This is a genomic window from Mycobacterium sp. ZZG (assembly GCF_054786995.1).
On sequence record NZ_JBTBFV010000006.1, the window covers coordinates 34,719 to 50,907 of the forward strand.

General features: G+C 68.4%; 13 protein-coding genes. 6 read left to right on the forward strand and 7 right to left on the reverse strand.

Annotated features, from left to right (window positions below):
- Positions 1-34: 34 nt before the first annotated feature.
- Positions 35-889: a DUF5336 domain-containing protein gene (locus tag ACXMYJ_RS05785; RefSeq protein WP_460354614.1), complete on the reverse strand. Its 855-nt coding sequence runs from the start codon at positions 887-889 to the stop codon at positions 35-37.
- Positions 890-1,051: 162 nt separating this feature from the next.
- Positions 1,052-2,191, reverse strand: a complete 1,140-nt coding sequence (gene sfnG / locus ACXMYJ_RS05790) for a dimethylsulfone monooxygenase SfnG (RefSeq protein WP_460354617.1) — start codon at positions 2,189-2,191, stop codon at positions 1,052-1,054.
- Between the two features lie 119 nt (positions 2,192-2,310).
- On the opposite strand from sfnG, the gene ACXMYJ_RS05795 reads away from it, so the two are divergent.
- On the forward strand, positions 2,311-3,159 hold the full coding sequence (locus tag ACXMYJ_RS05795) for an LLM class F420-dependent oxidoreductase (protein ID WP_260755158.1): 849 nt from the start codon (positions 2,311-2,313) through the stop codon (positions 3,157-3,159).
- Positions 3,160-3,176: 17 nt separating this feature from the next.
- Here the strand turns inward: ACXMYJ_RS05795 and ACXMYJ_RS05800 are convergent, their stop codons facing one another.
- A complete protein-coding gene (locus ACXMYJ_RS05800; protein WP_460354620.1) occupies positions 3,177-4,703 on the reverse strand; it encodes an acetyl-CoA acetyltransferase in 1,527 nt (508 codons plus the stop codon).
- Positions 4,704-4,842: 139 nt separating this feature from the next.
- On the opposite strand from ACXMYJ_RS05800, the gene ACXMYJ_RS05805 reads away from it, so the two are divergent.
- A complete protein-coding gene (locus tag ACXMYJ_RS05805; RefSeq protein WP_460354795.1) occupies positions 4,843-5,973 on the forward strand; it encodes an ATP-binding protein in 1,131 nt (376 codons plus the stop codon).
- Positions 5,970-7,061 carry a MarR family transcriptional regulator gene (locus tag ACXMYJ_RS05810; protein ID WP_460354622.1) on the forward strand — a complete coding sequence of 364 codons (1,092 nt, stop codon included), beginning with the start codon at positions 5,970-5,972 and terminating at the stop codon, positions 7,059-7,061. The genes ACXMYJ_RS05805 and ACXMYJ_RS05810 overlap by 4 nt, the downstream gene beginning before the upstream one ends.
- A gap of 39 nt (positions 7,062-7,100) precedes the next feature.
- Here ACXMYJ_RS05810 and sucD read toward each other — a convergent pair whose 3' ends face one another.
- Positions 7,101-8,003 (reverse strand): succinate--CoA ligase subunit alpha, encoded by a 903-nt coding sequence (sucD, locus tag ACXMYJ_RS05815; RefSeq protein WP_260755161.1) that lies wholly within the window; start codon positions 8,001-8,003, stop codon positions 7,101-7,103.
- 12 nt (positions 8,004-8,015) lie between these two features.
- Positions 8,016-9,179: an ADP-forming succinate--CoA ligase subunit beta gene (sucC, locus tag ACXMYJ_RS05820; RefSeq protein ID WP_260755162.1), complete on the reverse strand. Its 1,164-nt coding sequence runs from the start codon at positions 9,177-9,179 to the stop codon at positions 8,016-8,018.
- 252 nt (positions 9,180-9,431) lie between these two features.
- On the opposite strand from sucC, the gene ACXMYJ_RS05825 reads away from it, so the two are divergent.
- Both ACXMYJ_RS05825 and ACXMYJ_RS05830 read left to right on the forward strand, forming a co-directional pair.
- Positions 9,432-10,484, forward strand: coding sequence for a M23 family metallopeptidase (locus ACXMYJ_RS05825; protein WP_443186885.1), 1,053 nt, complete (start codon positions 9,432-9,434; stop codon positions 10,482-10,484).
- Positions 10,485-11,084 (forward strand): hypothetical protein, encoded by a 600-nt coding sequence (locus ACXMYJ_RS05830; protein ID WP_460354625.1) that lies wholly within the window; start codon positions 10,485-10,487, stop codon positions 11,082-11,084.
- Here ACXMYJ_RS05830 and pcrA read toward each other — a convergent pair.
- Entirely contained in the window at positions 11,081-13,402 is a 2,322-nt protein-coding gene (gene pcrA / locus ACXMYJ_RS05835; RefSeq protein ID WP_460354628.1) for a DNA helicase PcrA, read from the reverse strand. The genes ACXMYJ_RS05830 and pcrA overlap by 4 nt on opposite strands.
- 275 nt (positions 13,403-13,677) lie before the next feature.
- Between pcrA and ACXMYJ_RS05840 the strand changes: the two genes are divergently transcribed.
- Entirely contained in the window at positions 13,678-13,944 is a 267-nt protein-coding gene (locus ACXMYJ_RS05840; RefSeq protein ID WP_260755166.1) for a chorismate mutase, read from the forward strand.
- A 49-nt stretch (positions 13,945-13,993) separates the two neighbouring features.
- On the opposite strand, the gene ACXMYJ_RS05845 is transcribed toward ACXMYJ_RS05840, so the two are convergent.
- Positions 13,994-15,985 (reverse strand): acyltransferase family protein, encoded by a 1,992-nt coding sequence (locus ACXMYJ_RS05845; RefSeq protein WP_460354798.1) that lies wholly within the window; start codon positions 15,983-15,985, stop codon positions 13,994-13,996.
- Positions 15,986-16,189 lie beyond the last annotated feature (204 nt).

The following is a 16,189-nucleotide window of genomic DNA, read 5'->3' on the forward strand; positions in this document are numbered from 1 at the left end:
CGGGCGCGCGACGTTCGCGCACGCGCGGCTCAGACTACGACGACGACTGACCCGACTGCGAGGATGACGGCGGCTGGTGTTGCGTGGGCACATGGGTGGTCGGCGTGTCGCTCGCCGGCGGCTGACCGTAGGTGGGGAAACCCGTGGGCGGGGTCGGCGGTCCCGACGGGGCGGACTGCCCGGACGGGGATGCGGCCGGGAAGCCGCCGGTGCCCGGGTAGCCGCTGCCGCCGTACTGCGACGGGTAGCCGGGACGCTGGTGCTGCGGGAGCTGCTGGTGCTGCCCCTGGCCCGTGTGCGGCCCCTGCTGGCCGTAGTAGCCGTACTGCCCGTAGGACTGCGGCTGCTCATACTTCGGCCGCGGCGCCGGCGGAGTGATGATGCCGGAATCGAACAGCAGCACGACGACCGCGGTGGCCGCCTGCAGCAGGGTGAACGCAACGGCCAGGTACAGGCCCCAGCCGATCGAGGCCTCGGAGGGCTTGTTGATGACCTCGGCCAACACGAGCAGGAAGCCCAGCACGGCGGCAACCGCGGCGACGGCGACGAAGTTGCGCTGCCGGGGCAGCAGACCGACCCCGGCGAGCAGGCCCGCCACCACCGCGGCGATGACTGCGAAGAACACGCCGAAGGAGCTGGCGGTCAGCGGACGGAAATCGGGGAAGTCCGACGACGCGACAGTGAATTGGGGGCCGAAGCTGGACAGGTACACCAGCAGGCCGAGGACCGCGACGGCGGCGCTGAGAGAGAAGGGCAGCCGGCTCGGACCGTCGGCGGCCGGTTCGGCGTCAGGAATCCGACCGAACTGCTGAGTCGGCGCCGTGAACTGCGTGGTGGGCTGCTGACCGGGAAATCCAGGACCTCCGGGCGCGCCTTGTGGGTACGACATGACCTCTCCTGTGCTGTGCGGGCGTCGGAACCGACGGTGCCGCCATCAGGGCGACAGTCGACGTCGATCAATCCGCCTGAGCGATTCGATAAACCACGCTAGCGCACCGCGGGGTGGGCCTGTCACTTCGTCACCGGCCCGCACCCTCGCCCCGGGCCCGTGCTACGCGGGCGCCAGCACGGGCGAATCAGCCGACGCCTGCTCGGCGTTCTCGATCTCGCGCACCAGCGGCAGAACCCGCGCCCCGAAGTACTCGATCTCCTCCTGAAAGTGCAGGAAGCCGCCCAGGATCAGGTCGACGCCACGCTTGCGGTACGCCGCGATGCGTTCGGCGATCTGCTCCGGCGTGCCGATCAGCCGGGTGCGGAAACCGTCGTTGTACTGCACCAGGTCCTCGAAGGTGGAGTCGGCCCACATCCCCTTTTTGTCGCTGGTCGAGTTGCCGGCCTGCTGCACCGCACCGCGGAAACCCTCGACCGCCGGCTTGTTCGCCTTGGCGATGATCTCCTTGAGGGTCTCCCGGGCCTCTTTCTCGGTGTCTCTGGCGATGATGAAGCCGTTGAGCCCGAAGCTGACCTCACGGCCCGCTGGAGCGGCACTGCGGGCGTGGTCGCGCACCTCCACCAACTGCTCGGTGACCCCGTCGAAGTCCTTGCCGTTGGAGAAGTACCAGTCGGCGTAGTAGCCGCCGTTGCGGCGGGCGGCGGTCGAGTTGCCGCCTTGGAACAGCTCCGGATTGGGTCGCTCGGGGGTGTTGGCGGGTTTGGGTTTCAAGGTGAAATCGTGGATGCGGTAGAAGTCGCCGCGGAAATCCACGTCATCCTCGGTCCAGATCTTGCGCAGGACCTGCAGGAACTCCGCGCTGCGTCGGTAGCGCTCGTCGTGTTCCAGCCACGGTTCGCCCAGGTGGGTGAACTCGTCTTTGAACCAGCCGCTGACGACGTTGACGGCGAAGCGGCCACCGGAGAGCTGATCGGCGGTGGCCCCGAGCTTGGCCAGCACGGCCGGCTGCCACAACCCTGGGTGCACGGCCGCGATGACCTTGAGCCGTTCGGTGGCAAGCAGGAGCGCAAGACTGAAGCTGGTCGACTCGTGCTGGTACTCGGCGCCGTAGCTGGCTTCGTACCGCACCTGCGACAGCGCGTATTCGAAGCCGTTGTTCTCCGCGCTGCGGGCAAGTTTCCGGTTGTAGTCGTAGTTCCAGTCGGTGCGCTGCTCGATGTCACTGGTGACCAGGCCACCGCTGACGTTGGGCACCCAGTACGCGAACTTGACGTGGTCGGCGATGCGTTCGGTCGTCATGGGAAGCCATGCAACCGCCGCAGGGCGGCACGGTCATCGGTATGGATCGCGGTGAACCGAAACCACCTCAACCCGACCCCCCTTGCGCCGCCAGATTGGAACACGTTCTAATTCTCGGCATGAACTACGGGTTGGTGCTGTTCACCTCGGACCGCGGAATCACACCGGCGGCCGCCGCCAAGCTCGCCGACGAACACGGCTTCGAGACGTTCTACGTCCCCGAACACACCCACATCCCGATCAAGCGGCAGGCCGCCCACCCCACCACCGGCGATGAATCCCTGCCCGACGACCGCTACATGCGCACCCTCGACCCATGGGTCTCTCTGGGCACCGCCGCCGCGGTCACCTCGCGGGTCCGGCTGTCCACGGCGGTGGCACTGCCCGTCGAGCACGACCCCATCACACTGGCCAAATCCATCGCCACGCTCGATCACCTCTCGGGCGGGCGGGTCTGCCTGGGCGTCGGTTTCGGCTGGAACACCGACGAGCTGACCGACCACAACGTGCCGCCGGCCCGCCGGCGCACCATGCTGCGCGAATATCTGGAAGCCATGCGGGCGCTGTGGACCCAGGAGGAAGCCGAGTACGACGGCGAGTTCGTCAAGTTCGGACCGTCCTGGGCGTGGCCCAAGCCCGTGCAATCACATATCCCGGTTCTCGTCGGCGCCGCCGGCACCGAGAAGAACTTCAAGTGGATCGCGAAGTCCGCCGACGGCTGGATCACCACGCCGCGCGACTTCGACATCGACGAGCCCGTCAAGCTGCTGCAGGACACCTGGGCGGCCGCCGGGCGTGACGGCGCCCCGCAGATCGTCGCGCTCGATTTCAAGCCGGACCCCGAGAAGCTGGCGCACTGGCGTGAACTCGGCGTCACCGAGGTGCTGTTCGGGCTGCCCGACCGGTCCGAGGCCGACGTCGCCGCCTACGTCGAGCGGCTGGCCGGGAAGCTCGGCGCCCTGACCTGAGTCCACCGGTCGCGGCGCTACCCCGGTACCGCGCGGTTGCCGTTCTCCGTCGGCGTGACGCGGACCGACGCGCCCAGCGGGTCCCCGCCGGTCATCAGCGACACGAGTTCGACGTCCTCGGTGGTGGCCAAGAATCGGGATCCGTCGTCGAGGCGCCCGACGATGATTCCGGTGCGCACCGGCCAGTCGTGATGCACCGAATAGGTCTCGATCGTGCCCGTTCCCTCGGGGGTCTTGGTCACCGCGACGGTGGGCCGTGCGGCGACTTCGGCGGTCAGTTCCGCGCTGCGTGACGTGCGCCAGCCGACCGGCTCGGTCGAATAGACCCCGACGGAGTACTTGCTCATGATGCCGCCGTTGGCGCCGACGAAGCCGAATCGGCCCGGGTGGTCCCGCATCTGGATCACCGTCTCGGCGATGCCGTGCAGCGAGTAGCTGTTGCCCGGGCCCCCGAAATACGGCAGCCCCCCGGTCAGGGTCAGGCCCCGGGGGTCGTCGCCCGACAGGCCGAGCGCCTCGCAGATCACGAACACCGGGAACGGGAAACAGCTGTAGAGGTCGAAGGTGCTGATGTCGCGCACACCGACGCCGGCCACTCGCAGGGCTTCGTGTGCGGCGTGCACCGCCGCCGGGCTGGCGCCGAGGTCCGCCCGGTCCAGCAGCGGCTGCTCGACCAGATCCGAGTGGCCGTGCTGGTACACCCACTTCTCTTCGGGCACATTGAGCCTGCGCGCGGCCTCGATCGACATCAGCACCGCGGCAGCGCCCTGGTTGACGGTGTCGCGGGCGACGAGCAACCGCGGGTACGGATCGCAGATCATCCGGTTCTCGTCGGTCACTGTCGCGATCTCGTCCACCGAGCGTTCCACCGGAGACGACGAGAACGGGTTCTTGGCAGCGACTTTGGACATCGGCGCGAAGAGTTCGGCCATCTGGCGCCGGTACTCGTCGACGCCGAGCCCGAGCCGGGCGCGCCGCGCGTTGTCCAACAGCCCGTACTGCACGGGAGCGCCGGTCAGGCCGTGCCGGATGGTGTATTCGTCGACATAGGTGAAGATCTGGTGTCCGCGGTCTTCCAGCTGCCCGTCGACGTGCTCGGTGAAATCCGGCTTGTCGTCCCGGTTCGCGAAGTACTTGGCCGTCGACCCGGGTTCGGAGCCCATGATCATCACGACGTCCGCGTCACCGGCGACGATCAGGTTGCCGGCCTCGGTGACCAGTTTCTGCGGCCCCTGCCCGCCGACGGGTTCGAGCACAACGCGGGCCGGGGCGCCTCCCACCCGGTTCATCACCGAACGCGGGTAGTTGTCGGACTTGCCGAGCGTCGCGGGCATCGGGCCCGAGATCTCGAACTGGCGCAGCCCGAACACCGTGTCCACGGCGGCGGCCACGTCGGCGGGGTCGGCGCCGGTGTCGGCGAGGGCGGCCCGCACCGCGGCGGCCGCCAGCTCGACGGCCGACATGCCGCGGTAGTCCGGGTCGTCGACCCGTTCGGTGAACTGCCCGACGCCTACGATCACCGGCGTCCGTGGATCCACTGCCATGCGCCCGTCCTCTCAGTTACTTCGGGAGGCTAATAGAACATGTTGCAGAAGTTCCACATACGCTGTGTCCGACGTACGACTATCGTGATGTACGTCTTTATTGACGTATAGTTCGGTCATGAACTGGGACCCGCGTCCGATGTCGCTGGTCGTCGGCGGGGTGGTGCCCGTCGAGGACGTGGTGGGCCGGGTTCGCGAATCCACCGAGGTCCTGTCCACGCTCCCGAACTCCGGTGCCGTGCTGGTCGGTGACCGCAGGCACGGCAAGACCTCGCTGGCCCGGCTCGTGCAGCGAAGGGCCGCCGACACCGGCGCCGTCGTCGTGTCCGTCAGCGCCGAACGCGAGACCTACGCCGAGTTCGTCGCCGCGCTGATCTCCGAGCTGGCCCGCCTGGACCCGGCGTGGGCCCAGGAACTCGCCCGGATCCGGCTCACGCTGACCGCGGGACCCGTCCGGCTGGAACGCGACAGCCGCGCCGCGGCCACTCTCGACGATCTGCTCGACCGTGCCATCCGGCGGGCCGACGGACGCATCCTGGCGCTGTTCATCGACGAGGTCAGCGTGTTGGCACGCAACCTGGAGCGCGCCGCCGCCGGCTCCGGGGATACCTTCCTGCACCTGCTTCGCCGGGTGCGTCAGGACCATCCCGGCAGGGTCGCGACGGTGCTCTCGGGCTCGATCGGCTTCCACCACGTCTCGGCCGACGCGCCGAGCACGGTCAACGACATCCCGAAGATCGCGGTGGGGCCCATCCGTTCCGATCACGCCACGTATCTGGCCGAGTGCCTGCTGCTGGGCAGCGGCGTGCCGACCACCGACCGGCGCGAGGTCGCCGCGGCGATCGCCGCGGCCGCCGAGAATGTGCCCTACTACATCCAGCACCTGGTGGCCGCCGCCCGGAAATCCTGGCTCGACACCGGCGTGGCGCCGTATCCGGAACTGGTCGATCTTCTGGTGCTCGACGCCGTCGAGAGCCCCTACGACCCCTGGGATCTGCGGCATTACCGAGACCGCTTGCCGCACTACTACGGCGCCGACGCGCCGGCGATCGCCGGGCTGCTCGACATCTACGCCCACGCCGGTGGCCCGCTGGGCGTCGACACCGTGCTGATGCTCCTGCGCAGCGAGGGCAACCCGATCACCGACCGGGCACAGCTGGTGTCCGTCATCGAGCGGCTCACCCTCGACCACTACCTGGTCCGCTCCGGTGACGCCGACGCGTTCTCCTCCCCATTGCTACAGCGGGCGTGGAAAGCGATGCGGCGGTGAGCTATCCGCCGTTGTTCACGCCGTCGGCCGCCGACGCCGCCGAACTCGAAGCGTCGACGGTGGGCCGGACCGACCTGCTCGACACCCTGACGAACCGCATCACGGCTGCGGCACGCGACGGCTCCCGACCGCACACGCTGCTGGTCGCACCCCGCGGCGCCGGCAAGACACACACCTTGCGGGTGGCCGTCAACCGCGCGATCTCGGATCCCGAAACCGCCGAACGCATTCTGCCCCTGGAGGTTTCGGAGGACTCGCTGGCAATCGGCTCCTATCTCGACCTGCTGGTGGAGATGGCGCGCGCAGTCGGGCCCGAGGTCGGCGAGGAGGCCAGGGCGCTCAGGAACGCCCGGGACCCGGTGGGCATCGAGGCCGCGATCATCCGCTCGGCCGCGGACCGGATGATCCTGCTGGCGATCGAGAACGCCGATCGCGTGTTCGACGCGATCGGCGCGCCCGGGCAGGGAAGCCTGCGGGCCTGGGTCGAAACATCCACGGCCGTACTGGTTCTGGCGACCACCCCCGCGCTGTTCCCGGGCGTCTCGTCGCGCGAGTTCCCGTGGTACGGGTCGTTCATGATCGAGACGCTGACCGCACTCACGACCGAAGAAGCGACCGAGTTGTTGCGCCGCGCGGCACGGCGACGGGGGGATGCCGGCTTGGCGGCCTACCTCGACTCCGCCGCCGGCCGGGCCCGGGTGCAAGACGTGCACCGGATCATCGGCGGCACTCCCCGTCTGTGGCACCTGCTCGCCGAATCCACGGGCGAATCCGAGCTCACAGCGCTGACCCCGGCAGTGGACGCGGTGCTCGATCGGCTGGCGCCGCAGTTCCAGCAGCAACTGTGGCAGTTACCGCCGGGCGAACAACGGCTGGTCGTCGAACTGGCCCGGGGCTCGGCACCGCGATCGGTCTCCGACCTCGCCCACCGCGTGGGGGTGTCGAATCAATCGGCGTCCGCGGCATTGGGACGGCTGGCCGCCGCGGGCTGGGTGACCTCGTCCAAGGCCGACGGTGACCGCCGCACCTCCTGGTACGACCTCGCAGATCCGCTGCTGCGCAGCTACCTGCAGTACCGGGAGCGCTAGAAACGCGGCGAGCGTGTGCTGCTCGAAAAGATCTGGAGCTCAGAGGCTTTCGAGGAGCTCGCGGGCCAGCTTGGCGGTCTCCGACGGGGTCTTGCCGACCTTCACCCCGGCTGCCTCCAGGGCCTCCTTCTTGGCGGCCGCGGTGCCCGACGAGCCCGACACGATGGCGCCGGCGTGGCCCATGGTCTTGCCCTCCGGAGCGGTGAAGCCCGCGACGTAGCCGACGACCGGCTTGGTGACGTTGGCCTTGATGTAGTCGGCCGCCCGTTCCTCGGCGTCACCACCGATCTCGCCGATCATCACGATGATCTTGGTCTCGGGGTCTTTCTCGAACGCCTCGATCGCGTCGATGTGGGTGGTGCCGATCACCGGGTCTCCGCCGATGCCGATCGCGGTGGAGAAGCCGAGATCGCGAAGCTCGTACATCATCTGGTAGGTCAGCGTGCCCGACTTCGACACCAGACCGATCGGGCCCTTGCCGGTGATGTTGTTCGGCGTGATGCCGACCAGCGACTCGCCGGGAGTGATGATGCCCGGGCAGTTGGGGCCGATGATGCGGGTCTTCTGGCCCTTGTCGACGTTATAGGCCCACGCATAGGCGGTGTCCTGCACCGGGATTCCCTCGGTGATGACCACCAGCAGCGGGATCTCGGCGTCGATGGCCTCGATGATCGCGTCCTTGGAGAACGCCGGCGGCACGAACGCGATCGAGGTGTCGGCGCCGGTCTCCTTCATCGCCTCGGCGACCGAGGCGAACACCGGGAGTTCGACGTCGTTACCGTCTTTATCCTGGTGCGTGACCGTCGTGCCGGCCTTGCGCGCGTTGACACCGCCGACGATCTGAGTGCCTGCCTTGAGCATCAGCTTGGTGTGTTTGGTTCCCTCACCGCCGGTGATGCCCTGGACGATGACCTTGCTGTCCTTGTTCAAAAAGATCGACATCTCGTATGTCCCTTACTTGTTCGCCAGCTCGGCGGCCTTGTCGGCGCCGGAGTCCATGGTGTCGGCCTGGATGACCAGCGGGTGGTTGGCCTCGGAGAGGATGCGACGGCCCTCTTCGACGTTGTTGCCGTCGAGACGCACCACGAGCGGCTTGTTGGCCTCGTCGCCGAGCATCTGCAGCGCCTTGACGATGCCGTTGGCCACCGCGTCGCAGGCGGTGATGCCGCCGAACACGTTGACGAACACGCTCTTGACCTGAGAGTCGTTCAGGATCACATCGAGCCCGGCGGCCATCACCTCGGCCGACGCACCGCCGCCGATGTCGAGGAAGTTGGCCGGCTTCACACCACCGTGCTTCTCGCCGGCGTAGGCGACGACGTCCAGCGTCGACATCACCAGACCCGCGCCGTTGCCGATGATGCCGACCGCGCCGTCGAGCTTGACGTAGTTGAGGTCGTTCTCCTTGGCCTTGAGCTCCAGCGGGTCGGTGGACTCCTTGTCCTCGAACTCGGCGTGCTCGGGGTGGCGGAAGTCGGCGTTGGCGTCGAGCGTGACCTTGCCGTCCAGCGCGAGGATCTGGTCGTCGGGCGTGCGCACGAGCGGGTTCACCTCGACCAGCGTGGCGTCCTCGGCGACGAAGACCTCCCACAGCTTGGCGATGGTGACCGCGGCGGCGTCGAGCACCTCGGCGGGCAGATGGCCCTTCTCGGCGATCTCGCGGGCGAACGCCTCGTCGACACCCTTGACCGCGTCGACGGGAACCTTGGCAAGCCGCTCGGGCTTGGTGGCGGCGACCTCTTCGATCTCCATGCCGCCCTCCACCGAGCACATGGCCAGGTAGGTGCGGTTGGCGCGGTCGAGCAGGAAGGAGATGTAGTACTCCTCGGCGATGTCGCTGGCCTCGGCGACCAGCAGCTTCTTGACCACGTGGCCCTTGATGTCCAGTCCCAGGATGTTCTGGGCATGGGTGAAGGCATCGTCGGGGGTGGCGGCGTACTTCACGCCACCGGCCTTACCCCGGCCACCGACCTTGACCTGCGCCTTGACCATCACGGGTTTGCCGATTTCCTCGGCGATCGCTTTGGCGTCCTCGGCGGATTCGGTCACCCGGCCGGGAGTGGTGGGAACGTTGTGCTTGGCGAACAGCTCTTTCGCCTGATACTCGAAGAGGTCCATGGACTCTTAGAACTTCCCTGTCTGTGAGCGGCTAGAAGTACGGCCCGACGGGCTCGGGGGAACTGTATCGACCCGCGTGCCACTCATTGTCACCGCCCACCGCTCATGTGGTCGATCTCACCGGCATCACCAAAGTGATTCAAATCACAAATAGCGGCGGAATAGACGCACGGGTTGCCACTCTGATTGGAATTTGGTTAACGTCCATTGGTCTAGATAACGGTCTGGTCACGACGACAAGGATTTTTCAGGTTGCCTCAGCATCGTCCGCCTCGCTCTTCCGAGGCCCTCGCGGCGCCTGGTCCCACCGAAGTCACCGACATCATCCCGTTCAATGAATTCGGCGAACTCACCGATCACTTGAATCTAGAGTTCTTGTCGCACGCGGCTTTTGACCGCGACACGCAGGTGATCCACGCTCCGGAGCTCGACGACCTCAACGACACCGACGACGAGACGCCGCTGCGCCTGGCCGTGCCGGACGAGTTCCGCGCCGCCCCGCAGGCCGAGCGCCGGCCGTCCGCGCGGGCCTACCGCGATAGTCACACCGACGTCACCGACGGCACAGCAAAGACGGACATCATCGATATGCGCGGCCGCACCGGCCAGCACCGCAAGGCCGAGGTACCCGTCCGGGGCCGTCTGGTCGTCGCGGCGATGGCTGTCGGCGCCACCGCGGCCGGCGCGTACACGATGACCAACCAGACCTCCAAGGCGCCGGCCGAGACGGTACTTGCCGCGGATCAGATCGCGCTGGGCGACGGCAGCACGATCACCGGCTCGGTGGACGGCATGCAGATCGTGACGGTCGCCCCGGCCGCCAACTCTGCCGTGCACGCCGAGGAGATCACCAAAGCCGCCGCGTTCGCGCAGGAGCGCGCCGAGCGCGAAGCCCGGCTGACCAAGCCCCAGTTCGTCATGCCGACCACCGGAGTGTGGACCTCGGGCTTCGGCTACCGGTGGGGCGTCCTGCACGCCGGCATCGACATCGCCAACGCCATCGGCACGCCGATCCTGGCCGCCGCCGACGGCGTCGTGATCGCCGCCGGGTCCGAAGGCGGCTACGGCAACGTGGTGAAACTGCGTCACGCCGACGGCACCGTGACGTTGTACGGGCACAACAGCTCGCTTCTGGTCAACGTCGGCGAGCGGGTCATGGCCGGCGACCAGATCGCCAAGATGGGCAACACCGGCAACTCCACCGGTCCGCACTGCCACTTCGAGGTGCACATCGGCGGTACCCGCGTCGACCCTGTCGGCTGGCTGGCCAAGCGGGGGCTGTCCCCCGGCGGCTACGTTGGCTGAGTGGCCGACGAGTCCTCTGATTCCACCGAAGAGACCCGGATCCTGCGGCGCGCACCGCTGACGGGCTCCCAGCCCTTTCCGTCTGCCTCGCAGTCCTCCACTGAGCCTCCTACCGGCATCCTGCGCCGCCATCCCACCGGCGAGCTGCCCGTCGCGTCCGTCTCCGACCCAGTTACCCAGTACGTCCCGCGGGCCAAACCCGTCGCGGTGGGAGCCACTCGTCCGACCCGGGCCGAATCCCGCGCCGCCATCGCCGCCGCGGGGACGACGATCGTGTCCGGCTGGGCCACCGGGGTGATCGCGACCGACCTGATCGCCGGCTGGTGGTCCACCGACCCGCTGTTCTGTGTCGCGATGGGGTTCCTGGCCGCGGTGACGGCCGCGGCGTCCATCAGCGGTGTCATTGCGCTGCTGTTGCGCCGCCCCAACGCCCGCCTGCTGATCGTGGTAGGCGCCGTCATCGCGATCCTGATCTTCGCCAGCCTGTTCGTCGCGGGCGCGAAGCTGCCCCCGCTGGTCTACGCGATGCCGGTGCTGCCGCTGGCATCGATCGCGCTGGCGGCGCTGCCGGCCACCGCACGGTGGAGCCGCACGGGTTAGAGCTTGCTGACCGGCGCGTGGTTGTGCATCAGCTTGACGCGGCCGGCGCTGCCGAAGTCGATCAGCGACATCGCCGACTCCCCGGCGCCCGAGACCTCCTCGACCCGGCCCAGCCCGTACTTGTCGTGGGTGACGCGGTCCCCCGGCTCGAGCACGATCAGCGGCCGCTTGCCGGCCGCCGACCGCGTCGGTGACGGACGCGGTGTGCCGTACCGGCCCGCGTTGCCGACCGGCGCGGAGAACGACGACGCCGGCGCCTCGGTGCGGCGCCAGTCGATGAGCTCCTTCGGGATCTCGCGCAGAAACCGGGACTCCGGATTCAGCATCGGCTGCCCCCAGGACGACCGCACCTTGGCACGGCTCAGGTACAGACGTTGCCGGGCGCGGGTGATGCCGACGTAGGCAAGCCGGCGCTCCTCGGAGAGTTCGGCCGGATCCCCGAGCGCACGCATGTGCGGGAACATGCCGTCCTCCCAGCCGGTGACGAACACGACGGGGAATTCCAGCCCCTTGGCGGTGTGCAGCGTCATCATCGTGACGACGCCGGAACCGTGCTCGGGGATGTCGTCGGCGTCGGCGACCAGCGACACCCGCTCCAGGAATGCGGCCAGCACACCGGTGTCGGGGACGTCCTCGTCCTGCTGCTCGTCCCCGTCCTCGCCGGCCAACGCCCTGGCGTTGGCCAGGTCGGTGCTGAATTCGTGTGCGACGCTGACCAACTCGTTCAGGTTGTCCAGCCGGGCCAGGTCCTGTGGATCACTGGAGGCCTCCAGTTCGGCGCGGTAGCCGGTGCGGTCGAGCACGGTCTCGACAAGATCGCCGAGTTCGCCGTCGAGTCCGCCGCGCAGTTCGTCGAGCAGGTCGACGAAACCCTTGATCGCCTTCTCCGACCGGGTGTTGAGCATCGGCACCTTGCCTTCGGCGGCGGCCGCGAGCGCGTCGTTGAAGTTGGCGCCGGTGGTCTCGGCGTACACCGCCACACAGGCCTCGGCTCGGTCCCCGATGCCGCGGCGCGGAGTGTTGAGGATGCGCCGCATGCTCACCGAGTCGCCGGGGTTGTCGAGCACCCGCAGATAGGCGACGATGTCGCGGATCTCCTTGCGCTCGTAGAAGCGCACTCCCCCGACCACCTTGTACGGGATGCCGGCCCGGATGAAGACCTCCTCGATGGCCCGTGAGGAGTTGTTGGTGCGGTAGAACACCGCGACGTCGTTGTACGAGAATCCCGGCACCGAGTCGGCCAGCGCGTCGATCTCCTGCGCGACGAAGCGGGCCTCGTCGTGCTCGTTGTCGGCGACGTAGCCGACGATGAGGTCGCCTTCGCCGGCATCGGTCCACAGCCGCTTCTCGCGCCGCCCCGTGTTGCGGGCGATCACCGAGTTCGCCGCGTTCAGGATCGTCTGGGTGGAGCGGTAGTTCTGTTCCAGCAGAATCGTCGTGGCGTTCGGGAAGTCGCGCTCGAAGTCCTCGATGTTGCGGATCGTGGCGCCGCGGAACGCATAAATGGACTGGTCGGCGTCGCCCACCACGCACAACTCGGCAGGTGCGACCCCGTCGACCGTTTCGGTTCCGACGAGTTCCCTGACGAGCACGTACTGCGCATGGTTGGTGTCCTGGTACTCGTCGACCAGAATGTGCCGGAAGCGGCGCCGGTAGTACTGCGCGATCTGGGGAAACGCCTGCAGCACAGCGACGGTCTCGCCGATCAGGTCGTCGAAGTCCAGCGCGTTGGCCGCCCGCAGCCGGCGTTGGTACTCCGCGTACACCTCGGCGATGATCCGGGCGAGATCGTCGGCGGCCTCGGAGGCCTCCGCGGCGGCCTGCTCAGGTCCGATCAGCTCGTTCTTCAGATTGGAGATGCCGTTGGACAGCAGCCGGGGCGAGTACTTCTTGGTGTCCAGGCCCATGTCCTTGCCGATCATCAACAACAGACGGCGCGAGTCGTCGGCGTCGTAGATCGAAAAGTTCGAGTTCAGGCCGGGCAGCAGCGAGGCCTGGTTGCGCAGGATCCGCACGCAGGTCGAGTGGAACGTCGACACCCACATGTTGCGGGCCCGCGGGCCGACCAGTGCGACCACCCGCTCCCGCATCTCCGCGGCCGCCTTGTTGGTGAACGTGATGGCCAGCACCTGACCGACACCGACGTCGCGGGCGGCCAGCAGGTGGGCGATGCGCCGAGTCAGCACCGCCGTCTTACCGGAGCCGGCACCGGCCACGATCAACAGGGGCGTGCCCTCATGCAGCACTGCCTGCCGCTGCTGCGGGTTGAGCCCGTCCAGAAGCTCGTCGGTGCCGGTGTCGGAGAAAAGCGAAGTCATATCGGTCCCCAACTTACCGCCGGGCGGCGACACTCTTTGCGCAGGCGAGCCAGGTGGTGGCAGACTGTTCGGGTGCTCACCGCGCAGCTCGGCCATACGCACCTCGCCCGAGGGGCTTGTCGCCGATTTTTCTACGGGTACCGGCCAGCGGTGCCCGTGGTCTAGCTGCTTCCCAGAGCCCCGCGGTCCGCTTTGCGATCCGGGGCTCGTCTCGTGTGTGAGGCCCGAAACGCACCGGAGCGGGCCGATCCCACAACGAGAATCCGGAGAACGACATGACGACGATGGAAACCGCCCAAGTGCCTGAGATCGACGAACTGCGCGAGGAGATCGACCGTCTCGATGCGGCGATCCTCGAGGCCGTCCAGCGCCGCACCGAGGTATCGCAGATGATCGGCAAGGCACGGATGGCCTCCGGGGGCACCCGCCTGGTGCACAGCCGCGAGATGAAGGTCATCGAGCGCTACAGCGTGCTCGGCGAAGAGGGAAAGAACCTCGCCATGCTGCTGCTGCGCCTCGGCCGCGGCCGCCTCGGCAAGTAGCGTCCCCGGGCGTAAAAACCGTCGCTGCACGGCGGTGGGCACGCCGAAGTCACTCGGAGGTCAGGGCCTCCATCAGCCACGGTGTCAGCCATTCCACGGCCTCGGGGGTGGGGTGCACGCCGTCGCTGCGCACCCGGATGCCGTCCACCCTGGTCTGGTAGTAGCCGTTGGGGCTGAGCTTCTTGTTCAGGTCCAGCACCGTCGCGTTCGGCCGTTCGTCGACCACGCTGCGCAGCAACGTATTCCACTGCTCGACACGCTTGGGCTCATCCTCGGGGTACAGGCTGCCGTCCGCTTTCTCCGCGCGCCGGTTGTACGGCTCGGTCGTCACCACCAACCGGGCACCGGTCGAGCCCAGGATGTCGAGCGCCCGGTTGAGCTCCCCACGCAGATACGCGTCGTAGCCGGGCTCGCCGATGTGGGTCCACCGACCCTCGTTCAACCGGTCCACCACCTCCCACCGGCCGACGATCAGCAGCACCACATCGGGCTTCTCGTGTCCGATGCGCTGAGCCCAGCGGGCCGGCCACGCGTCGCACTCCGGCTTCTGCGGCAACTCCTGGCCGACGTATTCATAGGGCCCGCCGCGGGCGATGCCGCACCCGATCGTGGTGTAGTCGGCGAAGTCCAGGCCCGGCGTCTCAGGCAGGTACCGCATCAATGTCCACGCGATCGAGTCGCCGAACACCGCCACCCGCAGGTCGCCCGGAGCGCGCGGCTTCTGTGGCCTGGTGACCTCGACGGGCACCTCGGCGCCGACCAGCGCCGCGATGTCCACGTCCGGGCCCGGCTGGGGTGTCGCGGGCGCGACGCGCACCGGCAGCACCGTCATCGTCACCACCGCGGCCGTCGCGGCCGTCGCCGCCGCCAGCGGCAGCATCGGCACGAACGCGGGCCGCCACTCGCGGATCGGCTGCTCGATCAGCCACCACGACACCGCCGCCACCGCGATCGTCGCCGCGCAGCGCAGCGCGAACAGCTCCCAGCCGTCGATGCCGGTGCGTTCCCCGTTGAGCACCAGGAAGATCGGCCAGTGCCACAGGTACACCCCGTAGGAGATCGCGCCGAGCCCGACGAGCGGGCCCGCCGAGAGCAGCCGCGCGACCGGCCCGTCCTGGGCGAGCGCCACCGGGGCGATGATGAGCACTGCCGCCACGGCGACTACGAGCAGCAGTCCGGCCCGGAACTCCGCGGCGCTTCCGGTGGCCATCCGCGCGGCGCTGAACAACACCACCAGCCCGGCCAGCGGAAGCCACCACGCGATCCAGCGGGCCCAGCGCGACCGGAACATCACCAGGCCCGCGGTCAGCCCGCGCCAGTCGCGCACCAGCAGCGCGGCCGCGGCGGCGCCGACCAGCAGGGCCTGCACCCGGGTGTCGGTCCCGAAGTACACGCGGTTGAGGGTCGCGTCGGCACTGCGCATCGTCGTGGCCGCTGCGGACGCGGCAACGCCTCCAGCGGCCACCACGAAGACCGCACCACGCACCACCCGCGCAGACAACGGCACCCCGCGCCGATACGCCAGCGCCGTCAGCCCCGCGACGACGGCGGCGATCAGCAACGGCCACAGCACGTAGTACTGCTCCTCGACGGCCAGCGACCACGTGTGTTGCAGCGGTGAGGGCGGCGCGCCCTGAGAGAAGTAGTCGGTGTGCTGGGCGACGAACACCCAGTTCGACATCCAGAAGAACGCGGCGACGGCGTCTTCACGCAGGTTCGCGGTGGATTCCTCGGAGAACAGCTCCCGCAATGCGACGACGGCCAGCACCATCACCAGCAGCGCGGGCAGCAGTCGGCGGGCCCGCCGGATCCAGAAACCCTTCAGCCCGATCCGGCCGGTCCGCCCGACCTCGTCGAGCAGCAGCGAGGTGATCAGGAATCCGCTGAGGACGAAGAACACGTCGACGCCGAGGAAGCCACCGGACAGTCCGGGGACGCCGCCGTGGTCGGCCAGCACCAGCGCGACCGCGATCGCCCGGATGCCGTCGAGGGCCGGAATCGACTGCCCCGGCCCGACATACCGCCGCGGGCCCACTCGCATCGGCGCCGCACTCACGGCAGTCAATTTCCAGGGCCCTCCTCGCCTACTTCAAGCAAGGAAGTCTAGGGTCCGACCGCCGGCGGATCCGGAAGGCGCGCTGGCTCCAACCCCTGCCCGGTCCCGCAAGCCGGGGGCGCCTCCCTCGTGCGAGCAGACGCAAACTCTGGCGTGTCGCCGGCGACTCGCCGGAGTTCGTGTCTGCTC

What these genes read in the sequence shown, in the direction of transcription:
- ACXMYJ_RS05785 (WP_460354614.1), bottom strand. Translation starts at nt 889, where the DNA reads ATGTCGTACCCACAAGGCGCGCCCGGAGGTCCTGGATTTCCCGGTCAG.
- sfnG (WP_460354617.1), bottom strand. Translation starts at nt 2,191, where the DNA reads ATGACGACCGAACGCATCGCCGACCACGTCAAGTTCGCGTACTGGGTG.
- ACXMYJ_RS05795 (WP_260755158.1), top strand. Translation starts at nt 2,311, where the DNA reads ATGAACTACGGGTTGGTGCTGTTCACCTCGGACCGCGGAATCACACCG.
- ACXMYJ_RS05800 (WP_460354620.1), bottom strand. Translation starts at nt 4,703, where the DNA reads ATGGCAGTGGATCCACGGACGCCGGTGATCGTAGGCGTCGGGCAGTTC.
- ACXMYJ_RS05805 (WP_460354795.1), top strand. Translation starts at nt 4,843, where the DNA reads ATGTCGCTGGTCGTCGGCGGGGTGGTGCCCGTCGAGGACGTGGTGGGC.
- sucD (WP_260755161.1), bottom strand. Translation starts at nt 8,003, where the DNA reads ATGTCGATCTTTTTGAACAAGGACAGCAAGGTCATCGTCCAGGGCATC.
- sucC (WP_260755162.1), bottom strand. Translation starts at nt 9,179, where the DNA reads ATGGACCTCTTCGAGTATCAGGCGAAAGAGCTGTTCGCCAAGCACAAC.
- pcrA (WP_460354628.1), bottom strand. Translation starts at nt 13,402, where the DNA reads ATGACTTCGCTTTTCTCCGACACCGGCACCGACGAGCTTCTGGACGGG.
- ACXMYJ_RS05840 (WP_260755166.1), top strand. Translation starts at nt 13,678, where the DNA reads ATGACGACGATGGAAACCGCCCAAGTGCCTGAGATCGACGAACTGCGC.
- ACXMYJ_RS05845 (WP_460354798.1), bottom strand. Translation starts at nt 15,985, where the DNA reads ATGCGAGTGGGCCCGCGGCGGTATGTCGGGCCGGGGCAGTCGATTCCG.